This is a genomic window from Terrabacter sp. Soil810 (genome assembly GCF_001429645.1).
Classification (GTDB): domain Bacteria; phylum Actinomycetota; class Actinomycetes; order Actinomycetales; family Dermatophilaceae; genus Terrabacter.
In genome coordinates this window covers 236,904-258,854 of the sequence record NZ_LMSW01000012.1, presented here as the reverse complement: position 1 = coordinate 258,854, position 21,951 = coordinate 236,904, and the positions used below count along the sequence as shown (strand labels likewise).

At 72.1% G+C, this 21,951-nt stretch carries 22 protein-coding genes, 1 tRNA gene and 1 riboswitch; of the genes, 4 read left to right on the top strand and 19 right to left on the bottom strand.

The features are described 5' to 3' along the window. Positions 1 to 19 precede the first annotated feature (19 nt). The 4 genes from ASG96_RS16060 to ASG96_RS16045 all read right to left on the bottom strand — a co-directional run bounded on the left by ASG96_RS16060 (position 20) and on the right by ASG96_RS16045 (position 1,893). A complete protein-coding gene (locus tag ASG96_RS16060; RefSeq protein WP_235509187.1) occupies positions 20 to 349 on the bottom strand; it encodes a 2TM domain-containing protein in 330 nt (109 codons plus the stop codon). Positions 350 to 490: 141 nt separating this feature from the next. Continuing rightward, complete coding sequence (locus tag ASG96_RS16055) at positions 491 to 1,102, bottom strand: YgjV family protein (RefSeq protein ID WP_057588567.1); 612 nt, start codon at positions 1,100 to 1,102, stop codon at positions 491 to 493. A 117-nt stretch (positions 1,103 to 1,219) separates the two neighbouring features. Continuing rightward, positions 1,220 to 1,579 (bottom strand): multidrug efflux SMR transporter, encoded by a 360-nt coding sequence (locus ASG96_RS16050; RefSeq protein ID WP_056759296.1) that lies wholly within the window; start codon positions 1,577 to 1,579, stop codon positions 1,220 to 1,222. After that, entirely contained in the window at positions 1,579 to 1,893 is a 315-nt protein-coding gene (locus ASG96_RS16045; protein WP_056759298.1) for a multidrug efflux SMR transporter, read from the bottom strand. The genes ASG96_RS16050 and ASG96_RS16045 overlap by 1 nt, the downstream gene beginning before the upstream one ends. A 10-nt stretch (positions 1,894 to 1,903) precedes the next feature. Further along, positions 1,904 to 1,968: riboswitch (guanidine-III (ykkC-III) riboswitch) on the bottom strand. Between the two features lie 104 nt (positions 1,969 to 2,072). On the opposite strand from ASG96_RS16045, the gene ASG96_RS16040 reads away from it, so the two are divergent. Beyond that, the gene (locus ASG96_RS16040; protein WP_057588566.1) at positions 2,073 to 4,388 is read left to right on the top strand and encodes a CHAT domain-containing protein; all 2,316 of its coding nucleotides are present in this window, start codon (positions 2,073 to 2,075) and stop codon (positions 4,386 to 4,388) included. A gap of 1 nt (position 4,389) precedes the next feature. After that, complete coding sequence (locus ASG96_RS16035) at positions 4,390 to 6,318, top strand: caspase family protein (protein WP_057588565.1); 1,929 nt, start codon at positions 4,390 to 4,392, stop codon at positions 6,316 to 6,318. A 77-nt stretch (positions 6,319 to 6,395) separates the two neighbouring features. On the opposite strand, the gene ASG96_RS16030 is transcribed toward ASG96_RS16035, so the two are convergent. The 6 genes from ASG96_RS16030 to ASG96_RS16005 form a co-directional block, all read right to left on the bottom strand. After that, a tRNA-Ala gene (locus ASG96_RS16030) sits at positions 6,396 to 6,468 on the bottom strand. Between the two features lie 83 nt (positions 6,469 to 6,551). After that, the gene (locus ASG96_RS16025; RefSeq protein ID WP_057588564.1) at positions 6,552 to 7,217 is read right to left on the bottom strand and encodes a histidine phosphatase family protein; all 666 of its coding nucleotides are present in this window, start codon (positions 7,215 to 7,217) and stop codon (positions 6,552 to 6,554) included. Beyond that, a complete protein-coding gene (gene rsfS, locus ASG96_RS16020) occupies positions 7,214 to 7,642 on the bottom strand; it encodes a ribosome silencing factor (RefSeq protein ID WP_057588563.1) in 429 nt (142 codons plus the stop codon). Before rsfS ends, ASG96_RS16025 begins: the two co-directional genes overlap by 4 nt. Continuing rightward, entirely contained in the window at positions 7,639 to 8,265 is a 627-nt protein-coding gene (gene nadD, locus ASG96_RS16015) for a nicotinate-nucleotide adenylyltransferase (protein ID WP_235506770.1), read from the bottom strand. The genes rsfS and nadD overlap by 4 nt, the downstream gene beginning before the upstream one ends. A gap of 17 nt (positions 8,266 to 8,282) precedes the next feature. Then, entirely contained in the window at positions 8,283 to 8,501 is a 219-nt protein-coding gene (locus ASG96_RS16010; RefSeq protein ID WP_056759309.1) for a hypothetical protein, read from the bottom strand. Between the two features lie 75 nt (positions 8,502 to 8,576). Continuing rightward, positions 8,577 to 9,206: a DUF402 domain-containing protein gene (locus ASG96_RS16005; protein ID WP_157610921.1), complete on the bottom strand. Its 630-nt coding sequence runs from the start codon at positions 9,204 to 9,206 to the stop codon at positions 8,577 to 8,579. Between the two features lie 97 nt (positions 9,207 to 9,303). Between ASG96_RS16005 and ASG96_RS16000 the strand changes: the two genes are divergently transcribed. After that, complete coding sequence (locus ASG96_RS16000) at positions 9,304 to 10,461, top strand: glycosyltransferase family 2 protein (protein ID WP_057588561.1); 1,158 nt, start codon at positions 9,304 to 9,306, stop codon at positions 10,459 to 10,461. Here ASG96_RS16000 and ASG96_RS15995 read toward each other — a convergent pair. Beyond that, positions 10,446 to 11,141: a bifunctional 2-polyprenyl-6-hydroxyphenol methylase/3-demethylubiquinol 3-O-methyltransferase UbiG gene (locus ASG96_RS15995; RefSeq protein WP_056759314.1), complete on the bottom strand. Its 696-nt coding sequence runs from the start codon at positions 11,139 to 11,141 to the stop codon at positions 10,446 to 10,448. The genes ASG96_RS16000 and ASG96_RS15995 overlap by 16 nt on opposite strands. A gap of 46 nt (positions 11,142 to 11,187) precedes the next feature. Next, a complete protein-coding gene (locus tag ASG96_RS15990) occupies positions 11,188 to 12,471 on the bottom strand; it encodes a glutamate-5-semialdehyde dehydrogenase (protein ID WP_057588560.1) in 1,284 nt (427 codons plus the stop codon). Between the two features lie 136 nt (positions 12,472 to 12,607). On the opposite strand from ASG96_RS15990, the gene proB reads away from it, so the two are divergent. After that, positions 12,608 to 13,720, top strand: coding sequence for a glutamate 5-kinase (gene proB, locus ASG96_RS15985; RefSeq protein WP_056759319.1), 1,113 nt, complete (start codon positions 12,608 to 12,610; stop codon positions 13,718 to 13,720). Between the two features lie 181 nt (positions 13,721 to 13,901). On the opposite strand, the gene ASG96_RS15980 is transcribed toward proB, so the two are convergent. The 7 genes from ASG96_RS15980 to obgE all read right to left on the bottom strand — a co-directional run bounded on the left by ASG96_RS15980 (position 13,902) and on the right by obgE (position 21,783). Beyond that, positions 13,902 to 15,548 (bottom strand): cation acetate symporter, encoded by a 1,647-nt coding sequence (locus ASG96_RS15980; RefSeq protein ID WP_057588559.1) that lies wholly within the window; start codon positions 15,546 to 15,548, stop codon positions 13,902 to 13,904. After that, entirely contained in the window at positions 15,545 to 15,832 is a 288-nt protein-coding gene (locus ASG96_RS15975; RefSeq protein ID WP_200962708.1) for a DUF485 domain-containing protein, read from the bottom strand. The genes ASG96_RS15980 and ASG96_RS15975 overlap by 4 nt, the downstream gene beginning before the upstream one ends. Before the next feature lie 276 nt (positions 15,833 to 16,108). After that, positions 16,109 to 17,740: a cation acetate symporter gene (locus ASG96_RS15970; RefSeq protein WP_057588557.1), complete on the bottom strand. Its 1,632-nt coding sequence runs from the start codon at positions 17,738 to 17,740 to the stop codon at positions 16,109 to 16,111. A gap of 16 nt (positions 17,741 to 17,756) precedes the next feature. After that, the gene (locus ASG96_RS15965) at positions 17,757 to 18,164 is read right to left on the bottom strand and encodes a hypothetical protein (protein ID WP_056759328.1); all 408 of its coding nucleotides are present in this window, start codon (positions 18,162 to 18,164) and stop codon (positions 17,757 to 17,759) included. After that, positions 18,161 to 18,934, bottom strand: a complete 774-nt coding sequence (locus ASG96_RS15960; protein ID WP_057588556.1) for a LytTR family DNA-binding domain-containing protein — start codon at positions 18,932 to 18,934, stop codon at positions 18,161 to 18,163. The genes ASG96_RS15965 and ASG96_RS15960 overlap by 4 nt, the downstream gene beginning before the upstream one ends. Further along, complete coding sequence (locus ASG96_RS15955; RefSeq protein ID WP_056759621.1) at positions 18,931 to 20,055, bottom strand: sensor histidine kinase; 1,125 nt, start codon at positions 20,053 to 20,055, stop codon at positions 18,931 to 18,933. Before ASG96_RS15955 ends, ASG96_RS15960 begins: the two co-directional genes overlap by 4 nt. Before the next feature lie 195 nt (positions 20,056 to 20,250). Further along, positions 20,251 to 21,783, bottom strand: coding sequence for a GTPase ObgE (obgE, locus tag ASG96_RS15950; protein WP_056759331.1), 1,533 nt, complete (start codon positions 21,781 to 21,783; stop codon positions 20,251 to 20,253). Positions 21,784 to 21,951 lie beyond the last annotated feature (168 nt).

Sequence of the window (21,951 nt, the reverse complement as noted above, 5' to 3'; positions counted from 1 at the left end):
GCCCTGCCGCGGCCGGCCGTCACCGTCGCCTCAGGCGCTCCATCTCGTCCTCGATCTGATCCTCGGTCGGCTCATCGACCGCGTAGGCATCCACGGCGTTGGCCACGACGCCGATGCCCCAGCCGGCGATGGGGAAGACGGGCCAGAAGAAGCCCGCTCCCGTCATGGCCCAGATCAGGACGAGCATCCCGTTGACGAGCACGTAGATGAGCAGGTGGACGCGGAAGTCGGCCTTCTTCTTGAGCCTGCCGAGTGCTCTGCCGCGCAGATCCACCTCGATGACGGCGCGGTCGACCGTCGGGTCGGGCACGTCGTGGTGGGGTTCGACCGGAAGCTGGTTCGCGGTCATGGTGGTCACCGCTCCTTCGCGGGCCGCCGCGCAGGAGCTCTGCGCGGCTCCTGACTCCAGCCTAGGCCGACCGCAGGCGGCCGACCGGGAAGCGTGCCGGACGTCACGACAGCACCCGTGGCAGCCGCGGTCCGCGGGCGGTCACAGCACGTAGGCGTCGCCGTCGCGGTGGAAGCCGAGGCTCTCGTAGTAGGGCTCCACCATGCCGGGCGGCGTCAGCACCCGTCGGAACCCACGCCGGCGGAACGGCCCCTCCGGACCGAAGACGAACTCGCCCGGCATCACGTCGCGGTGGCGCGGGGTCACCCAGTCGAGCAGCAGCTGGGCGGTGTCCTTGCCCGCGTCGCGCATGAGGACGACGCCGACGGCCTCGTCGCCCCGGAGCACGAGGTAGGACGGGTCGCCGGCGAACGGGTCGTGGACGAACTGCGGGTTGTAGCGGCGGATGTCGCCCTCGTGGACGCGCAGCACGTGCCGGAGGTACGTGTCGTCGGCGGCGACCTCGAGCACCTCGTAGACGCGCGCGTCGTGCTTCTCACGGGACATCTGCGCGAGGTAGTAGACGTTGATGCCGGCGAGCACGACGTTGAGCCCGACCATCGGCCAGACGTGGTTGAGCGAGTTGTAGACGATGAGGACGACGCAGCCGACGAGGTTGATGATCCGGAGCCGCCGCAGCTGCGTCTGCAGCAGCGACCACACGAGGATCGCCGATCCGATCCAGCCGACGGCCTCGAGCCACCAGGTACCCATGGCCGCGACCCTAGCGCCCACGGCCTCCCGGCTCGCGGCGATGCCGCCTCGAACCGGGAGTGGGGGCGACATCGACTCCCGAAACGCCCCATGTCCGGGCGAGCCGTGCGTCGCGTCTCAGCCCGCGGGAGGGTCGTCCGCGACGGAGGTCCTCGCCGGCTCGTGCCCGACGACCTTGAGGCCCACGACGGCAGCGACGATCCCCGTGAGCAGGACGACCTTGACGACGGACAACGCCTCGCCGCCGGTCGTCATGGCCCACGTCACGGTCAGCGCGGCCCCGAGACCGGTCCACACGGCATACGCCGTCCCGATGGGGATGGTGCGCACGGCGTGGGCGAGCCCGACCATGCTGAGTGCGCCGGCGACGAGGAAGACCGCGGCGGGGACGGGGCGCGACAGCCCCTCGGACGCGGCGAGGGCCGAGGCCCACACCGCTTCGAGCACGGCGCTCGCGAGCAGGACGACCCACGGCATCACGCCACCGCCTTGAGCCCGGCGACGCAGGTCACGAGCACGAGCAGCAGGGCGGCGCGGGCGGCGCCGAGGCGCTCCTGCCCACGGGCGACCGCGAGCAGGACGGTCCCGACGGCGCCGATCCCGACCCACACGGCATACGCCGTGCCGGTGGGGAGGGCGGTCATCGCCCACGCGAGGCCGACCATGCTCAGCACGAGCGAGACGCCGAAGAGGAGGGTCGGTCGCGGACGGCGGAAACCGTCGGACGCGGCGAGCGCGGTGGCCCAGACGGCCTCAAGCGCGCCGGAGAGGATGAGGACGAGCCAGTGCACGGCGTTCCGATCTGGCCGTCTTGTCGCAGTGCGGGTACGGCTCCCTCGTCCGCGAGCGCGGCTCGCGCGCTCAGCGACGATTCTACCGAAGCGGCGCGTCCCGGTCGAAACGGCGTATCAGGAGCACGCCCCCGGCGTACTGTCGAGTGCAGGCGCGCTCCCGCGAACAGAGGATCGCCATGAGCCGTGACTATCTCGACTTCGACGTCGCAGTCACCCGTGAGGGCCAGGGGTATGCCGCTCACGTCCTCGCCTCGCCCGCGGGCGAGGCGTCGGCTCCCTTTACGCTCCCCTTCGCGGCGACGGACCTCGCCCAGTTCATGATCGCCGTGGGACCGCCGCGCGTGTCCTCGAGGCGGCTCGTGCCGGCCGAGGCGCGGGTCGTCGACGTCAAGGAGTACGGCCGCCGGCTCGGCGACGCGCTGCTGTCGGGCGACGTCGGACGGGCCTTCCGCGAGAGCCTCACCACGGCCACCGGCCAGGGCAAGGACCTGCGGCTGCGGCTGCGGCTCGACGCCGTGCCCGACCTCGACCCGGTTCCGTGGGAGTACCTCTACGACTCGAGGCTCGGCCGCTTCCTCACGCTCTCGCAGGAGACCCCGATCGTGCGGCTGCTCGACTCGCTCGAGCGGCCCCCGGTCGTCCACGTCGACGCGCCGCTGCGCGTCCTCGTCATGATCTCGAGCCCGAGCGACATGCCAGAGCTCGCCGTCGACCGCGAGCGGCAGCTGCTCACGGCGACGACCGGCGACCTCGTCGCGAGCGGCCGGCTCACGGTCACGGTCCTCGAGGACGCGACCCTCACGGCGCTGCAACGGGCCCTGCTCGACGACTTCCACGTCTTCCACTTCATCGGCCACGGCGGCTTCGACCAGCAGGCGCAGGAGGGGGTCCTCGTCCTCGAGCGCGACGACGGCACGGCGCACCGGGTCTCGGGCGAGCGGCTCGGGACACTGCTGCACGACGCCCGAACGATGCAGCTCGCCGTGCTCAACGCGTGCGAGGGTGCGCGGACGTCAGGGCGCGACGCCTTCTCGGGGGTCGGGCAGGCCCTCGTGCGCCAGGGGCTGCCCGCGGTCGTCGCCATGCAGACGGAGATCTCCGACCGGGCGGCGCTCGTCTTCAGCCACGAGTTCTACTACTTCCTGACCCGCGGGCTCGGCATCGACGCCGCAATCTGCGAGGTGCGCAAGGCGATGGCCGTCTCCGACGAGGCCTCGGAGTGGGGCACCGCGGTGCTGCTGCGGTCGGGCGCCGACCAGCCGTTCTCGTTCACCGCGAGCTCGACCGCCGAGGCCGAGCGGCCCGAGAGCCGGCTCGAGTCCCTCTACGACGCCGCGAAGGGCGCCCTGCTGGCCCGGGCGCCGGCGACGGCGCTGCCGATGCTCGAGCAGATCGCGGCCGAGCACCCCGACTACCAGGACGTCACCCAGCTCCTCGAACGCGTGCGGCCGGAGGCGGCGCCCAGCGACGACGGCCCGACGCCGAGGTCACGGCCCGAGCTGACGCTCACCCAGCCGCTCACCCAGCCGCTCCCCCAGCCCGAGGCCCAGCCGGAGGCCCGGCTGGAGACCCGACAGGAAGCACACCCCGAGCCCGAGCCGGACACCCGGCGCGACCGCACTCCCCCGCCCCCGCCGCCCGACCCGCACCCGCGCCGCAAGGGCAACGGCTTCGTGCGCAGCCTCATCGGGCTCGTCGTCCTCTTCGGGCTCTTCTGGCTCGGCATGACCCAGGTGCCGAAGTGGTTCAAGGGGGCCACGGCGGACGTCGCGAGCGCCTGCGGGCCGGCGCCCGCGGCCGCGAGCAGCGCGGCGACGACGTTCGTCGCAGGCTGCGCCACGACGACTCCGGCCATCGACGGGGACTTCGCCGACTGGGACGGCGTGCCCTCGCACTCGATCCCCCACGTCATCGCCCAGCAGGGTACGCCGCAGCGCGAGTTCGGGGGCGACTGGCAGGTCGTCTGGGACAGCAGTGCGCTCTACCTGCGGGTGCACGTCGTCGACCCGGACGTGCGCAGCGTCAACCTCGCCACCCCCGCAGCCTGGTTCAACGGGGACGGCTTCTCCTTCGAGTTCGGCCCGGACGCGCGGAGCCTCGCCCCGGCGGCCACGACCCGGCGCGGGCAGGACGTCCACGTCATGGTGGGGCTGTCGCGCGACGCCCCCACCTCCGGCGTCGCCTCGATCAACCCGGCCGGGCGCGGCACCTTCACCACGGGCACGCGCCACCCGGAGATCACCGTCGGACGCGCCGACAACCTGACCGGTTACGACCTCGAGGCCCGGGTGCCGTGGTCGTCCCTGCAGCTGAAGAAGGCACCCGCCCGCGGCACGGTCTTCTCGATGAACGTCAACCTCAGCGATGCGACGAGCTCCCCGGCCGCGTGGAGACTGCGCACCATGAAGAGCACGAACGCCGCCCGCACCGCGGAGACGCAGGGCTTCCCGCACGGCTGGCAGACCATCACCCTCGCCGACGAGGCCTCCTGACATGGCCGGACGCCTCGTCGCCCTCCTCGTCGGGATCGACGCCTACCCGACGCCGATCCCGCCGCTGTCGGGCTGCGTCAACGACGTCACGGAGTTCGCCGAGGTCCTCCGTGGCCGCGTCGGCGAGGACGCGCTCGACCTCGTCGTGCTCACCGATGCCCAGGCCACGCGGACCGCCGTGACGAGCCACCTCACCGAGCACCTCGGCCGGGCCGGCGCCCAGGACGTCGCGCTCTTCTACTACAGCGGGCACGGCTCGCAGCAGAGCACGCCCGAGGAGCTCTGGTCGGTCGAGCCGGACCACCGCAACGAGACCCTCGTGTGCGTCGACAGCCGATCCCCCGGCAGCTGGGACCTCGCCGACAAGGAGCTGGCGGGCCTGCTCGACACGATCTCGGCGTCGGGTTGCCACACACTCGTCGTGCTCGACTGCTGCCACTCGGGTGACGGCACGCGTGACGCCGACGAGGTGGTGCGGCTCGCGCCTCCGGACCTGCGCCCCCGACCCGCGTCGACGTTCGTCGGGCTGGAGGGCACGACGACCGGCACCACCCGCAGCGCACGCTGGACCCCGGCAGGGCGACACGTCCTGCTCGCCGCGTGCCGGTCGTCGGAGAAGGCGAAGGAGGTCACCGTCCTGGGCCGCCAGCGCGGCGCCCTGTCGGCGGCGCTCGAGGCCGCTCTGGCCGGCAGCGACGGACGGCCCACCTACCGGGACGTGCTGCGGATGGTGACGGCCGACGTGACGAGCCGGGTCGCCGACCAGCACCCGCAGGTCGAGACCGCGGATGCGACCGAGCTCGACCGGCCGTTCCTCGGGGGCGCGATCCCGGCCACCCCGCGCCCCCTCACCCTGAGCCGGCTGCCGGACGGCTGGTCCATCGACTCGGGCGCCGTGCACGGCGTGCCCGAGCCCATCGGTGACGACACGACCGAGCTGGCCGTCTACCCCTTGACGGGCGAGACGTCGGGGTCCCCGCTCGCGACGGCGCTCGTCACGAAGGTCCTGCCCGACCGCAGCCTGGTCCGCCTGACCCCCCCGCTCGACGAGGCGTACGTCTACCGCGCCGTCGTCACGTCCATCCCGCTCAAGCCGCTGCTCGTGGGCGTCGTCGGCGACGCCACCGGCACGGCCGCCCTGCGCACGGCCGCCGACAACGCCGACGAGACGCTCGTCGACCTCGTCGAGGGTGACGAACCGGCCGACGCGGACCTCCTCGTCGAGGCCACCCCGGACGGCTTCGTCATCACCCGCCCGGGAGTCACGCGCCCTCTCGTGCCCGTCGTCGCGGGCGAGGGGCGCGAGGAGCGCACCATCCTCGCCCTCGAGCGCGTGGCGCGCTGGCTGCGCCTGTCCGCCCTGACCAACCCCGCCACCCGCCTGCCCGACGGTGCCGTCCGGGTCGAGGTCGACGCGGGCGCGGGCCCCGTGGGCGCCGGTGGCACCCTCCCGATCGCGTATGCCGGCACGGACCCTCCGCGGTTCACCGTCCGTCTCGAGAACGCCTCGTCCACCCCCCTCTGGGCCGCCCTGCTCGACCTCACCGAGACCTACGGCATCTTCACCGACGCGTTCCCTGCGGGTTCGGTCGCGCTGGGACCCGGCGAGGCGACGAGCGTCGACCTCGTCGGCCAGGTCGACGACGCGCTGTGGGAGGCCGGGACCGTGTCGTTGCGCGACCAGCTCATGGTCGTCACGAGCACCCTCGAGTTCGACCCGCGCTCGCTCGAGCAGGAGGAGCTCGACGTGAGCGCTGCCCCTTCGGTCGGGACGACGAGGAGCGCCGACCCACCGGCCCTGCGATCCAACCTCGAACGGGTGCTCGGGGGCACCCGGACCCGGCGTCTCGGCCCGAGCGTCGCGGCTGCCGCGGTGGCCGACTGGCGCACCGACTCCGTCTTCGTCGTCACGTCCCGGCCGCGAGCCTGAGCAGCGACGGAGTCCACACCCGTCGGCAGACGCGAAGAAGGACCAGACACCACGGTGTCCGGTCCTTCTTCGTCGGGTGGAGCTGAGGGGACTCGAACCCCTGACCCCCTGCATGCCATGCAGGTGCGCTACCAGCTGCGCCACAGCCCCGTGCGGGTGTCACCTCGTCGAAGCGACTGCGTAACCATAGCGGGTCTCCGGCCGAGAGCCAAAATCGGGGGCGGCCTTTCGGGTCAGACGTTCCAGGGCCCGAGGTTCCAGCCGCTGATGCGCCACCGGGTCACCTCGGAGAAGCTCTTGCCGGCCTCGACGAGCTCGATCCAGTGGCAGTTGTCGAGCCCACGGAACACGGCGTCCGACACGTCCTGGTCGAGCCCCACGAGGGCGCTCGTCGCGACCCGCGCGGAGACCCCGTGCGCGACGACGACGGCCGTCTGGCCGGGCTCCAGCTCGCCCGCGACGTCGCGCAGGGCGGCGCCGGCGCGCTCGGCCACCTGCGCCCGGGTCTCCCCGGTGACCCCGCGCGGCGTGTCCTCGCCGCGGTCGAGGGCCGCGATGACCTCCGGGTAGCGCTCGCGCACCTCGTCGGCGTGCAGGCCCTGCCACTCCCCCACGTGCACCTCACGCAGCCGCGGGTCGAGGCGCACCCCGATGCCGGTGAGGCCCGAGATGGCGTCGGCCGTCGAGGCCGCGCGCCGGAGGTCGCTCGAGACGATGAGCGCCGGAGCGTAGGCGGCGAGGTGCGGGGCCGCGGCCTCGACCTGCTCGTGGCCACGGTCGGACAGCTCGGTGTCCTTGTGTCCCTGCCAGACCCGGGCGGCGTTGTCGACGGTCTCGGCGTGCCGGACGATGACGATGCGGCGCGGCCCGACGGGCGCCACGGACCCCGCGGCGGTCACGCCTCGTCGACCTCGACGGCCTCGTCGCCGGCGTCCGCGGCGTCGGCACCCGGGCGGGCCGGGGCCTGCACGGCCTCGAGGTCGATCTCGGGGCAGTCCTTCCAGAGGCGCTCGAGCGCGTAGTACTCGCGCTCCTCCTCGTGCTGGACGTGGACGATGATGTCGCCGAAGTCGATGAGGACCCAGCGACCCTCGCGCTCACCCTCGCGCCGGATGGGCTTGCTGCCCAGCTCCCGCAGCCGGTCCTCGACCTCGTCGACGATGGCACCGACCTGCCGCTCGGACGGGGCCGAGGCGATGACGAACACGTCGGTGAGCGGCATCTGCTCGCTCACGTCGATGGCCACCACCTTCTCGGCGAGCTTCTCCTCGGAGGCCAGGGCGGCCACCTTCGCGAGCTGGATGGAATGGTCTGCTGCGGTCACGAATCTCCTCGGGGCGGTGCCGGCGACAGGTGCGTCGGCACGGTGCCTGCGCTCGCCAGGTCGGCGGCATACAGGTGGTACTTGTTGATGTACTGGACGACCCCGTCGGGCACGAGGTACCAGACCGGTTGGCCGTCGGCGACCCGCGCCCGGCAGTCGGTCGAGCTGATCGCCATGGCCGGCACCTCCTGCAGCGTGACGCGGTGCTCGGGCAGGCCCTTGTCCGACAGCTCGTGGCCCGGGCGGGTGACGCCGATGAAGTGCGCCAGCTCGAAGAGGTGGTCGGCGTCCTTCCAGGACAGGATCTCGGCCAGGGCGTCGGCGCCGGTGATGAAGAACAGCTCGTCGTCTGGCCGCTCGGTCCTGATGTCGCGCAACGTGTCGATCGTGAACGTCGGCCCGGGCCGGTCGATGTCGACCCTGCTGACGGTGAAGCGCGGGTTGGAGGCCGTCGCGATGACGGTCATGAGGTAGCGGTCCTCGGCCGGCGAGACGTGCCGGTCCGCCTTCTGCCACGGCTGGCCCGTCGGGACGAAGACGACCTCGTCGAGGTCGAACCGCGACTGGACCTCACTGGCCGCCACGAGGTGGCCGTGGTGGATCGGGTCGAACGTCCCGCCCATGACGCCGAGGCGCATGGTCAGTGGTGGGCCCCGTCGGATCCGCTCGTGCTGCCGTGCGTGCCCTCGCCGCGCCGCCGCGGCTGCACCTTGTAGGCGGTGTTGCGGAAGCTCCACGTGATGCCGAGCGCCACGAGGAAGAGCGCGAAGGTGATGAAGAAGTAGGCGATCACCGGCATGGGAAGCTCGCGTGCGGCTTCCTCCCCCTCGGTGACGAGTGCGAGGACACGATCAGACATGCGCCCAGCCTAGCGCCCGCACGTCCCGGCCGACGCAGCGCGTGCCCGCCCGATGGCGTATGCCGTCGAGCGGGGTCACCGCCCGACGGCTCCCTCGGCGCCGTCGGGCGCCGGCTCCTCCGCTTCGGCGCGCCGCAGCCACGCGTGGCCCACGGTCGCGAACGGCTCGTCGCCGCCGGCCACGGCCGCGAGGACGAGGTCGCGCCAGCGCTCCGCGAGCGCGACCACCTCGGCCGGGTAGCCGAGCTGCACCCGGTGCTCGGCGAACTCGTCCTCGTCGTCGACGTAGAGGTGTCCGTCGCGGGTCAGCACGACGTCGAGGTCGAGGTCGACCATCGTGACCTCCCATTCGGGGCCCCCGTCGCCGGTGTCGCGCCGCTGCCAGACCGGCTCGGTCGTCATGTCGACGTAGATGCTGATCTCGCGGTGGGCCGGGTAGAAGCCCACGGCATACGCCCCTTCGTGCGGCACGAGCGAGACCCAGCCGCTGGCCTCGACGAACTCGACGCCGGGGCGGGCGCACCGCGTGCCGACCGGCGCGTACCACCAGTGACCGTGCTCGTCGGACCCGAGGTAGCGCCCGTCCCACTCCCAGTGGCGGCCCCCGCCCCACTTGGTGAAGCGACCCGCGACCGGCGTGCCCGGCGCGAGGCCACCCGGCGGCATACCTCGGCGGGGCGGGTGGTCGTCGGCGTCGGAGGTCACGACGGCACGCTACCGGCGGTGCGGCGGACGTGCCGGGTACAGCACGGCCACGGCGAGGTGACAGGCGCAGCCCATCGGCGGCCGTACCCTAGAACCCATGGTTCCCGAGTTGTCCGTGGTCATTCCGATGTACAACGAGGAGGAGGTGCTCCCCCTTCTCGTGGAGCGGCTCCGACCGCTCCTCGACGGCATGGGCACCACCTACGAGGTCGTCGCCGTCGACGACGGCAGCAAGGACCTGACGGCCGCCCTGCTCCAGCGCTACCACCGCGAGTGGACGCAGCTGCGCGTCGTGCGCCTGCGCGCCAACGCCGGCCACCAGGCCGCGATCTCCGCCGGCCTCGTCAGCGCCCTCGGCGACTACGTCGTCACGATCGACGCCGACCTGCAGGACCCGCCCGAGATCATCCCCCAGATGCTCGCGGCCGCGAAGGACGACGGCGTCGACGTCGTCTACGGCGTGCGCAGCGACCGCTCCACCGACACGTGGTTCAAGCGCGCCTCGGCGCAGGCGTTCTACAAGCTCATCGGCCTGATGTCGCAGACCTCGGCGCACGCCGACGCCGGCGACTACCGCCTCATGTCACGGGCCACCGTCGATGCCATCAACAGCCTCCCCGAGCACAACCGCGTCCTGCGGTTCATCGTGCCGGCCCTCAACTTCCCCTCCGACACGGTCGAGTACAAACGCGAGGAGCGGGCCGCCGGCGACTCGAAGTACCCGCTGCTCAAGATGATCAAGCTCTCGCTCGACTCGCTGACGGGCTTCTCGACGGCGCCGCTGCGGCTCGCGACGTTCGCCGGGTTCGGCGGCGCGGTGCTCGCGGTGCTCCTCGTGCTCTACACGCTCATCTCCCGGTCGCAGGGCCACACCGTGGCGGGCTGGACCTCGACCGTCGCGATCGTCGCGGGCGTCGGGGCCGTGCAGCTCGTCTGCGTCGGCATCCTCGGCGAGTACATCGGCCGGATGTACGGCCACATGCAGGGGCGCCCGACCTACTTCATCGCCTACGACTCCATGACCACCGACACCGGGACGCACGGCCCGACCGACACGCCGCTGCCGGCCCAGCCGAGCGAGGCGAACATCGTCACGACGCCCGAGGAGACCGACCTGCCGGAGGCCGCTGGGGTCCCGAACGGACCGGACGGGCCGGACGGGCTCGACGGGCTCGACGGGACGTCACCGGGCCCCGCGGCCGATGGCGCCCCGGTGGCCGACGCCCGGCCGGAGAGCAGTCAGCTGCGTGGCTGAGCCCGCACGAGCAGGCTGACGCCGGGCAGGCCGCCCACGGGCAGGTAGCGCTCGGCCGTGATGATCGTGCGCAGCCCGAAGTTGACGACCGGGTGGAGGTTCTCGAGGTCCGAGCCCGAGCTCGTCCGACGTCGCATCGCCACGACCGGCCGCAGGAGCACGTTCCAGGAGCGCACGTCGGTCACGTCGAAGCCGCCACGGTCGAGCAGCTCGAGCAGTCCCTCACGGGTGTAGCGGCGCACGTGGTCGACGGCTTCGTCGTGCTCGGACCACAGCCTCGGGTCGGCCGGCACGGCCACGAGGTAGGTGCCGGTCGGCTTGAGCACGCGATGCACCTCGGCGACCGCCGCGTCGTCGTCCTCGAGGTGCTCGAGCAGGTCGAAGGCCATGACGAGGTCGAGCGAGCCGTCGGCGAAGGGCAGCCGGGTCGCGTCGCCGCGCAGCGTCGCGAGCCCGCGTCCGTGCGCGACCTCGGCACCGTCCGAGCCGTACTCGAGCGCGACGGCATCCCATCCGTGCTCGCGCAGGACACGGGTGTTGCCTCCGCCCGCAGCGCCGATGTCGAGGGCACGGCCGGGCACCAGACCCGCGATGGCCTTGCCCAGGAGGTGACGCCGCTCGCGGTACCACCAGTGGTCGTCCTCCAGCTCAGCAAGCTTGCGGACCTCGGTGCCTTCCATGGTCGGACATCATGCCACCCGGGGTGCCCGGGTGCGTCAGCGCCCGTCAGCGGGTGTGGCCGTCGCCCTCGACGATCCACTTCGTCGTCGTCAGCTCGGGCAGGGCCATCGGCCCGCGCGCGTGCAGCTTCTGGGTCGAGATGCCGATCTCGGCGCCGAAGCCGAACTCGCCACCGTCGGTGAAACGGGTACTCGCGTTGACCATGACGGCAGCCGCGTCGACCTCAGCGGTGAAGCGACGAGCTGCTGCTCGGTCCTCGGTGACGATCGCCTCGGTGTGCCCGGTGCCGAAGCGCCGGATCCGGTCCATGGCCTCGTCGAGGTCGTCGACGACGGCCACGCTCATCTCGAGTCCGTGCCACTCCGTCCCGAAGTCCGCCTCGCTCGCGAGGTCGTATGCCGCCCCGGCCGCCTCGGCGTACCCGGTGACCTCCGGAGCCACGTGCAGTCGCACACCGGCGCCCGCGAGGTCGGTGAGCGCCTTGGGCAGGAAGTCGGCGGCGACGTCGCGGTGGACGAGCAGCGACTCGGCGGCGTTGCAGACGCTGGGCCGGTGCGTCTTGGCGTTGAGGGTGATGGCCTGGGCCTTGTCGAGGTCGGCGGCGCGGTCGACGTAGACGTGGCAGACCCCGACGCCGGTCTCGATGACGGGGACGGTCGACTCGCGGACGACGGTCTGGATGAGGTCGGCTCCACCGCGCGGGATGACGAGGTCGACGTGGCCGCGGGCGGTCATGAGGGCCCGGGCGGCGTCGCGCCCACCCTCCTCGAGCAGCGTGATGGCGTCCACCGGGAGGCCCTGCGCGGCCAGGGAGCCACGCATCGCCTCGACGAGCGCGTGGTTGCTGCTCGCGGCCGCCGACCCGCCGCGCAGGAGCACGGCGTTGCCGGACTTGAGGGCGAGGCCCGCGGCGTCGACGGTGACGTTGGGCCGCGCCTCGTAGATCATCCCGATCACACCCATCGGCACCCGCACCTGCCGGATCTGCAGGCCGTTGGCGAGGGTCGAGCCGCGCACGATCTCACCGACGGGGTCGGGAAGAGCCGCGACGTCGCGCAGGGCCTGGGCGACGGCCGCCACCCGTGCCGCGTCGAGGCGGAGCCGGTCCTGCAGGCTCTCGCTCATGCCGCTCGCGCGACCGCGCTCGATGTCGTCGGCGTTGGCCTCGATGACCGCCGGCGCGGCTGCGTCCACGGCGTCGGCGAGCAGCAGCAGGGCTGCGTCCTTCTCGGCACGCGACATCAGGGCGAGCCGACGCGACGCGGTGCGCGCGCGCTGGGCCAGGGCCGTCACGTGCTCGACGACGGCGGGGTCGATCGTCTGGGACATGCCTCCAGCGTAGGTCGTCCTGCCCGCGCCCGGCCGACGGTTCCCGGGGGCTGGACCGTGCGACCGCCACGACCGGTCGGGGGCAGCGACTCGGACGGCTCTGCGGGCGCAGTGGCCCCTCACTAGAGTTCGACGTGTGTCGCCCCACTCCGTCATCAGCACCGCCCGACGGCTCGTCGTCAAGGTCGGCTCGAGCTCGCTGACGGGCGTCGACGGCGGCATCGACCGCGGTCGCCTCGTCGCGCTGGCCAACGCCCTGGCGCGCAAGCACCTCGACGGCACCCAGATCGTCCTCGTCAGCTCCGGCGCCATCGCGGCCGGCATCCACCCGCTCGGGCTGGCCGCCCGCCCCCGCGACCTCGCGACCCAGCAGGCGGCGGCCTCGGTCGGCCAGGGCGCCCTGCTCGCCGCCTACACCCAGGCGTTCGCCGGGCACGACATCACCGTCGGTCAGGTGCTGCTCACCGCCGACGACGTCACCCGGCGCACGCACTACGCGAACGCCCGCCGCACCCTCGAGCGGCTGCTCGACCTCGGCGTGCTGCCCATCGTCAACGAGAACGACACCGTCGCCACGAGCGAGATCCGGTTCGGCGACAACGACCGGCTCGCCGCCCTCGTGGCCCACCTCATCGACGCCGACGCCCTCGTGCTCCTCTCCGACGTCGACGCCCTCTACGACGGACCGCCGAGCCGGCCCGGGGCGCAGCGGATCCCCGTCGTCCGGGGCCCCCAGGACCTCGTCGACGTCGAGATCGGCGGCACCGGCTCGAAGGTCGGGACGGGCGGCATGACGACGAAGATCGAGGCGGCCCGCATCGCGACCGCCGCCGGCGTCGTCACCACGGTGACGGCCGCGGACCGTGTCGTCCAGGTGCTCGCCGGCGAGGACGTCGGCACGGTGTTCCTCCCCATCGGGGTCCGCGGCCGGTCGCGACGCCTGTGGCTCGAGCACGCGACGACGGCCCGGGGTCGGCTCATCATCGACGACGGCGCCGTCACCGCGCTCGTCCATCGCAAGAAGTCGCTGCTCCCTGCCGGCATCACGGCCGTCGAGGGCACCTTCCACGACGGCGACCCCGTCGACGTGTGCTCCCCCGACGGCACCGCTATAGCCCGTGGCCTCGTCAACTACAGCTCCGCCGAGCTGCCGAGCCTGCTCGGCCGCTCGACGAGAGAGCTGGCCCAGGACCTCGGCCCGGAGTACGAGCGCGAGGTCATCCACCGCGACGACCTCGTCGTCCTCTGAACGACACCTCGTCCGCCGGCGGCCGGTTCAGCAGCCCCCGGCGAGGGAGCGGCTGACGGCATACCTCCGACCACCCGTCCACCGACGGTGCCGGCCCGCGCCCGGACGTGCGGGTGGCCGCGCAGACCCCTGGGGTGCGCGGCCACTCGCCGTCCACGTCAGCTCACGTGGCGTGGGTGCCTCAGTGGTGGGTCGCCACCTCGGCGCCGTGACCGGTGAGCGAGCGCACCTCCATCTCGGCGTACTTCGCGGCGTTGTACTCGCGGCTCGTGACCGTGCCGATGTAGCCGAGCACGAAGCCGAGCGGGATCGAGATGATGCCGGGGTTGTCGAGCGGGAACCAGTGGAAGTCGACTCCCTGGAGCATCGACGGGCTCTTGCCCGTGACGGGGTCGACCGGCTTGCCCGAGACCACCGGGCTGAAGATGATCAGCGTGATCGCACTGATCAGGCCGCCGTAGATGCTCCACAGCGCGCCGCGGGTGTTGAACCGCTTCCAGAAGAGCGAGTAGAGGATCGTCGGCAGGTTGGCGCTCGCCGCGATGGCGAAGGCCAGCGCCACGAGGAACGCGATGTTCTGGCCCAGGGCGAAGATGCCACCGATGATGGCGATGGCGCCGAGGACCAGTGCCGCGATGCGGGCGACCTTGACCTCCTCCTCCGGCGTCGCCTTCCCCTTCTTGACGACCGTGTTGTAGATGTCGTGCGAGAGGGAGGCGCTCGCGGTGATCGTCAGACCGGCGACGACCGCGAGGATCGTCGCGAAGGCGACCGCCGAGATGATGCCGAGCAGGATCTCGCCGCCGAGCTCGAAGGCGAGCAGCGGGGCCGCGGAGTTGACGCCGCCCGGCGCGGCCTTGATGGCAGCGGCACCGACGAGGTCGGCTGCGCCGAACCCGAGGATGAGGGTGAAGATGTAGAAGATGCCGATGAGCCAGATGGCCCAGACGACGGAGCGACGGGCCTCGCGTGAGGTCGGCACCGTGTAGAAGCGCATGAGGACGTGCGGCAGGCCGGCCGTGCCGAGGACGAGCGCCATCGACAGGGAGATGAAGTCGACGGGGTTCTTGTACTGCAGACCCGGCTGGAGCAGGTCCTTGCCCCCGGCCGCCTGCGACGTGGCCGTCGCCTCGCCGAGCAGGTTCGACAGGCTGAGGCCGAACTTGGCCAGGACCCAGAAGGTCATGATCGCCGCGCCGATGATGAGCAGCACGGCCTTGATGATCTGCACCCAGGTCGTGCCCTTCATGCCGCCGAAGATGACGTAGAAGATCATGAGGATGCCGACGACCACGATGACGAGCCGCTGACCGACCGCCCCTTCGATGCCGAGCAGGAGGGCCACGAGGCCACCGGCTCCCGCCATCTGGGCGAGCAGGTAGAAGAACGACACGACGAGCGTCGAGATGGCCGCGGCGATGCGGACGGGACGCTGGCGCAGCCGGAAGCTGAGCACGTCGGCCATCGTGTACTTGCCGACGTTGCGCAGTAGCTCGGCGACGAGCAGCAGTGCCACGAGCCAGGCCACGAGGAAGCCGATGGAGTAGAGGAAGCCGTCGTAGCCGTTGATGGCGATGGCGCCGGCGATGCCGAGGAACGAGGCCGCCGACAGGTAGTCACCGGCGATGGCGATGCCGTTCTGGCGGCCGGTGAACGCCCGGCCTCCGGCGTAGTACTCGGCAGCGCTGCGGTTGTTGCGCGACGCCCGGATGACGATGGCGAGGGTGACGACGACGAACAGCGCGAAGATGCCGATGTTGATCGCCGGGTTGCCGACCGTGGTCGCCGCGGGGACGAGGGACGGGGCCGAGGTGAGGAGCGCGCTCACGGCTTCACTCCCATCTTCTGGGCGAGGGCTTCGGCCTCGGGGTCGAAGACGCGGTCGGCCCAGCGGGCGTAGACCATCGTGATCGTGAAGGTGGAGACGAACTGGAGGAGGCCGAGGATCAGGCCCCACGTGATGTTGCCGAGCACCCGCGTCCCCATGAAGTCCTTCGCGAAGACGGACAGCAGGACGAAGAGGAAGTACCACGCGAGGAACAGCGCGGTCAGCGGGAACACGAACTTGCGGAACTTGCTGCGCAGCTGGGCGAACTCGGGTGAGTTCTGCATGGTGACGTTGGGATCGTCCACCACGCGCTCTGGAGCCTCTTTGCTCACTGGGGCCACCTCCGGGGCGGTTGGGTCGTGCCTGGGGTCCTGGCGGTCAGCGCGGTCCTGCTGCCGCCGACGCTCCCCGGACGGTCCCGTGGGTGAGTCGACGCCCCTGTCGCTCCGCACTGCCGGCACATGGCCGGCGACTGCCAAGGTAGGAGCCCACGTGGCGCTCCGGCAGGCGTAGCGAGGCCGGCATCGCCCAGTGGCGCCGACGGCTCGCCGTACGTGGGATCAGCCGCGACGAGCGGTCGTCCCGGGGCGACGAGCGGTCTCCCCCGCGCTGTCGTATGCCGGGTGCTGCGTCCCGTCGGCCGTGACCTCCGCGGACGGCGGGCGGCGGTACCAGCGCTCGGGGTGGAACGAGCCACGGTTGAGGTCGATGTGCTCGGGGGCGTGCAGCCGGACCATCGTCTGCGCGACGTGCTCGGGGGCACGCGACCGGGTGGCGAGCGACACGAGCACCATCGTCGCGAACGCGAGCGGCACGCTCACGGCGGCCGGCTGCGTCAGGACGACGCCGAACCAGCCGCCCGCGGCGATGCCGAAGATCGTCGTGACGACGGCCCCCATCGACAGCCCACCGCCGACGACCATGCCGGCGATCGCCCCACGCGACGTCAGCCCACGCCACCAGATCCCGAGGAGCAGCATCGGGCAGAACGTCGAGGCTGCGACGGCGAAGGTCAGCTCGACCGCGTGCGCCACGGGTACGCCTGCCGAGACGACCGTGAGCAGGAGCGCACCGGCCACGACGGCGACCGTCGTCAGGCGGAAGGTGCGGATGCCCTGACGGTGACCGGCGCCCCATCGCACGAGGTCCTGGCTGACGACCCCGGCGACCGACACGACGAGGCCGGTCGAGGTCGACAGGAACGCCGCGAAGGCACCTGCCGCGAGCACGGCGGTGAGTCCCTCGGCGACCGGGCCGTCGAAGAGCCGGCTCGGCAGCTCGAGAACGACCGAGTCCGCCCGCCCGGCGGCGACGAGGTCGGAGGCGACGTAGCGCCCGATGACGCCGTAGACGACGGGCAGCAGGTAGAAGGCGGAGAGCAGCACGAGGACCGAGAGCGTCGTCCGGCGCGCGGCCCGACCGTCGGGGTTGGTGTAGAAGCGGACCACGACGTGGGGCAGTCCCATGGTCCCGAAGAAGGTGGCCAGGACGAGGGAGTAGGTCAGGTAGAGCGCGTGGTCACCCTGCAGCGGCTCGACCCAGTCCCGCACGAACACCGCGCCGACGTCTGGGTCGCCGGTGCGATCGCCGACGGCGCCGAGGAGGAGGAAGAGCGGCGTCAGCAGGGCGAGCAGCTTGAGCCAGTAGTGGAAGGCCTGCACGAGCGTGACGCTCCGCATGCCTCCGGGGAGCACGTTGAGGCAGACGACGACCGCGACGGCGAGCTGCCCCACCCAGGACGGTGCACCGGTCAGGGTGCGCAGCGTCAGGCCCGCGCCCTGGAACTGAGGGATGAGGTAGAGCAGGCCGATCGCGACGACGAGCAGGCTCGACACGCGGCGGGCCACGACGGACTCGAGGCGCAGCTGGGCGAAGTCGGGCAGCGTGTAGGCCCCCGACCGACGCAGCGGCGCCGCGACGAAGACGAGCAGCAGGAGGTAGCCCGCGGTCCAGCCGATCGGCAGCCACAGCATGTCGACACCGCGAGCCAGGATGAGTCCCGCGACCCCGAGGAACGATGCGGCAGAGAGGTACTCGCCGCTGATGGCCGACGCGTTGAGCACCGGGCTGACACCGCGCGAGGCGACGTAGAAGTCGCTCATGGTCCGCGAGAGGCGCAGCCCGAAGGCGCCGACGACGAGCGACGCGATCGACACGAGGATGACGGCGACGATGCTCGCGGAGTTGTTCACCGGCGGCCCACCCGGCTCATCGACCGTCGAGCAGGTCGCTGAAGGTGTCCTCGTTGCGCTCGGACCGCCGCACGTAGAACCAACCGAGGCCGATGATCTCGGCGAACGCGACGACCGTGAGCAGCATCCACGGCAGGGGCGCCCCGAGCACGTGGACGTCCGAGATGCCCGGCACGGCCGTGAAGAGCAGCGGCAGGAGCCCCAGCGTCGATGCGAGCACGAGGAGCACGCCGAGCGCCAGTCGCAGCTGGCTGCGCATGAGCGAGGTGATGTAGACCTCGCCGAGCCGGGTCTGCTCGTCGATCTCGGAGGCGATCGAGACGTTCCGGGTCCGCGCGGCGGAGGTCCGGGGGCTCGTGACCCGCACCCGGGAGCGAGCCGGCTCGGGGCTCGCCGGTGGAGTCGGGGGCGTGGGCGGCGTCATGACCCGGCGCGTCCGAGGGGCTGGGCACGTCGGACGAGCAGGTCGCGCAGCGCCCGGGTGTGGCGGCGGCTCACGACGAGCTCGTGCCCTCCGACGACGACCGTCGTCCGGCCACCCTCGGTGCGCCACTCGGTGATGTGGCCGAGCGCGACGAGCGAGGACCGGTGGATCCGCACGAACCCCGCCTCACGCCACTGGTCGGCCAGGGTCGTCAGGGGGACGCGCACGAGGTGGCTCTCGCTCGCCGTGTGGAGCCGGGCGTAGTCGCCCTGGGCCTCGACGTAGAGCACGTCGGAGCGCGGCACGAGCCGGCTCACCCCCGCGAGCTCGACGACGATGGTCTCGTCGGCCGAGGACGTGACCGGCTCGCGCCCGTGGATCTGTCGGACGACACGGCGCACGGCCTGGTCGAGCCGCTCGTCACGCACCGGCTTGAGGACGTAGTCGACGACGTTGAGCTCGAAGGCGTCGACGGCGTGCTGCTCGTGGGCGGTGACGAAGACGATGGGTGGCTGGGTCGAGAAGCGCGAGAGCACGCGTGCGAGGTCGAGCCCGCTGAGTCCCGGCATCTGCACGTCCATGAAGATCGCGTCGACCTGCTCCTCGTGGAGCACGCGCAGCGCCGCCTCCCCCGAACCGGCCGGGACGACCTGCCGCACGCACTCGTGCCGTCCGAGCATCCAGGTAAGCTCGTCGAGGGCGGGCGCCTCGTCGTCGACGGCCAGGACACGCAGGAGCGGCGCGGACTCGGTGCCCGGTGTGCCGGTCACACGTGCACCCCCGGCCGGAACTTCGGCAGCCGCACGACGACCTTCGTGCCGGCTCCCGGCGCGGTCTCGACGACGAGGCCGTAGTCGTCGCCGAAGGCGGTGCGCAGGCGCTCGTCGACGTTGGCCAGACCCACGGAGTCGCTGCCCGGGTCGCCGGCGAGCACCCGGCGCACCCGCTCGGGGTCCTCGCCGACACCGTTGTCCTCGATCGTCACGACGCACTCGTGGTCGGCGTCCTGGGCCAGGATGCTGATCTCCCCGCTGCCCTCGCGCCCCTCGATGCCGTGCTGCACGGCGTTCTCGACGAGGGGCTGGAGGCACAGGAAGGGCACGACGACGGGCAGCACCTCGGGCGCGACACGGACCGTCACCGTGAGGCGGTCGCCGAAGCGGGCCTTCTCGATGACGAGGTAGGCCTCGATGGACCGCAGCTCCTCGGCGAGCGTCGTGAACTCGCCGTGCCGACGGAAGGAGTAGCGGGTGAACTCGGCGAGGTCGACGAGCAGCTCTCGGGCGCGCTCGGGGTCGGTGCGCGTGAACGACGCGATGGCTGTCAGCGAGTTGTAGATGAAGTGCGGGCTGATCTGCGCACGCAGGGCCCGCACCTCGGCCTCCATGAGGCGCGTGCGTGAGGCGTCCAGCTCGGCCAGCTCGAGCTGGCCGGAGACCCAGCGCGCCACCTCGTTCGTCGCGCGGACGAGTCCCGCTGAGGCGCGGCCGGTGAACACCTGGAGCGTCCCGACGACCTTCTCGTCGACGTCGAGCGGGGCGACGATGGCCTGGCGCACGATGCACGAGGGCTCGGCGCACGCGACGTCCGCGCCGTCGACGACGGTCGTGCGTCCGTGGCCGAGCGTGCCGGCCGAGATGACGGCGGGCTGGTGGGCATGGTGCGAGCGACCGCCCTCCCACGCGAGCAGGCCGCTCGTGTCTGTCATCGCCACGGCCGGCGCCCCGAGGAGCGAGCGCAGGTGCCTGAGCGAGCGCTCGGCGGCCGCGGGTGTCAGGCCCATCCGCAGCGGCGGCGACGCGAGCAGCGCCGTGTGCAGGGTGCGGTACGTCGCGCGGTCGGCCTCGGTGCCGAGGTGACCGCGACGCAGCAGCGCGCCCCACGAGCTCATGCCGACACTGTAGGCGGTCACCCCTCGCGGGGGGCGCGGTCCTCGTGGACCTCGGGACCAACCCCAGCCCCCGGCACAACACACCGTGCAGGTCGCAACTCACCGAGATCGGATTCCGTTGCGTTGTGACCTATTCGGTGTGTTGCCTTCGGTGTGTTGCCTTCGGTGTGTTGCCGCAGGAGGGGTGCGGACGACTCAGTCGTCGTCGTCCTCGTCGGCGGCGACGTGCCACAGCCCGGAACGGCGCTCGGCCTCGAGCTCGTCCTGCGTGGCCGCGCGAGCCGCGTAGCGGTCCTTCTGCGCCTCGCGCTTCTCGTCACGCGTCGGTCGCGAGGACTCCGCCAGGCGAAGGTCGGTCCCGCGCGAGCCGAGCAGCTCGGCGCCGGCCTGCAGGGTCGGCTCCCAGTCGAAGACGACCGCGTCCTCGGCGGTGCCGATGACGACCGTGTCGCCGGCGACGGCGCCGACCTTGTAGAGCTCCTCCTCGACACCGAGGCGACCGAGGCGGTCGGCGAGGTAGCCGACCGCCTCGTCGTTGGAGAAGTCGGTCTGGCGCACCCAGCGGTACGGGCGCTCGCCGGCCACGCGGAAGATCGGCCCGTCGGGGCCGTTCTCCTTGACGATCGTGAAGCCCTTGTCGTCGACCGACTTGGGGCGCAGCACGACGCGCTTCGGGACGGCGGCCTCGGCCTCGATCTCGGCGCGGGCGGCGTCGACGTGCCGGGCCATCGCGAAGCTGAGCTCGCGCAGGCCCTGGTGAGCCACGGCGGAGACGATGAAGACCTCGATGCCGCGCGCCTCGAGGTCGGGCTTGACCATCTCGGCGAGCTCGCGCGCCTCAGGCACGTCGGCCTTGTTGAGCACGACGATGCGGGTGCGCTCGGAGAGCGGCTTGCCCCCGAGGTCGGCGTCGGGCACGTAGAGGGACAGCTCGTTCTCGATGACGTCGAGGTCGCTCATCGGGTCACGGCCCGGCTCGAGGGTCGCGCAGTCGATGACGTGGACGAGCACCGAGCATCGCTCGACGTGACGCAGGAACTCGAGGCCGAGGCCCTTGCCCTCGTGGGCGCCCGGGATGAGCCCGGGCACGTCGGCGACCGTGAAGCGGGCCGAGCCCGCGGTGACGACGCCGAGGTTGGGCACGAGGGTCGTGAAGGGGTAGTCGGCGATCTTCGGCCTGGCCGCCGACAGCACCGAGACGAGCGAGGACTTGCCGGCGCTCGGGAAGCCGATGAGCGCGACGTCGGCGAGCGTCTTGAGCTCGAGCACGACGTCGACCTCCTCGCCGGGCTCGCCGAGGAGCGCGAAGCCGGGGGCCTTGCGCCGGGCCGACGACAGCGCCTTGTTGCCGAGGCCGCCGCGGCCTCCGCGCGCGATGACGTGCTCGGTGCCCATGCCGACGAGGTCCATGACGATCCGGCCGTCGGCGTCCTTGACGACCGTGCCCTCGGGCACCGCCAGGACGAGGTCGTCGCCGTCGGCGCCGTTCTTCTCGTCGCCGGCACCGGGCAGCCCGTTGACCGCCTTGCGGTGCGGGTGGCGGTGGTAGTCGAGCAGCGTCGTCGCCTGGGGGTCGACCCGCAGGATGACGGAGCCGCCGTGGCCGCCGTTGCCGCCGTCAGGCCCGCCGAGCGGCTTGAACTTCTCGCGCTTGACGGAGGCGACGCCGTGCCCGCCGGCGCCGGCGCTGAGGTGCAGCACGACGCGGTCGACGAAGGTCACTGCCATGGGGGTCACTCTTCCAGATCAGGGTGGGCGGACGGCATACACAGGTGGCTGGAGCCGGGGAGGTGGCACTCGCGAGCGTGCGAGCGACTGCCACCTCATCCCGGAATGCCGGGTGCCCGGGAAAGGCGGAAGGGCGGGCCACGCGGGCCCGCCCTTCCGGTACAAACT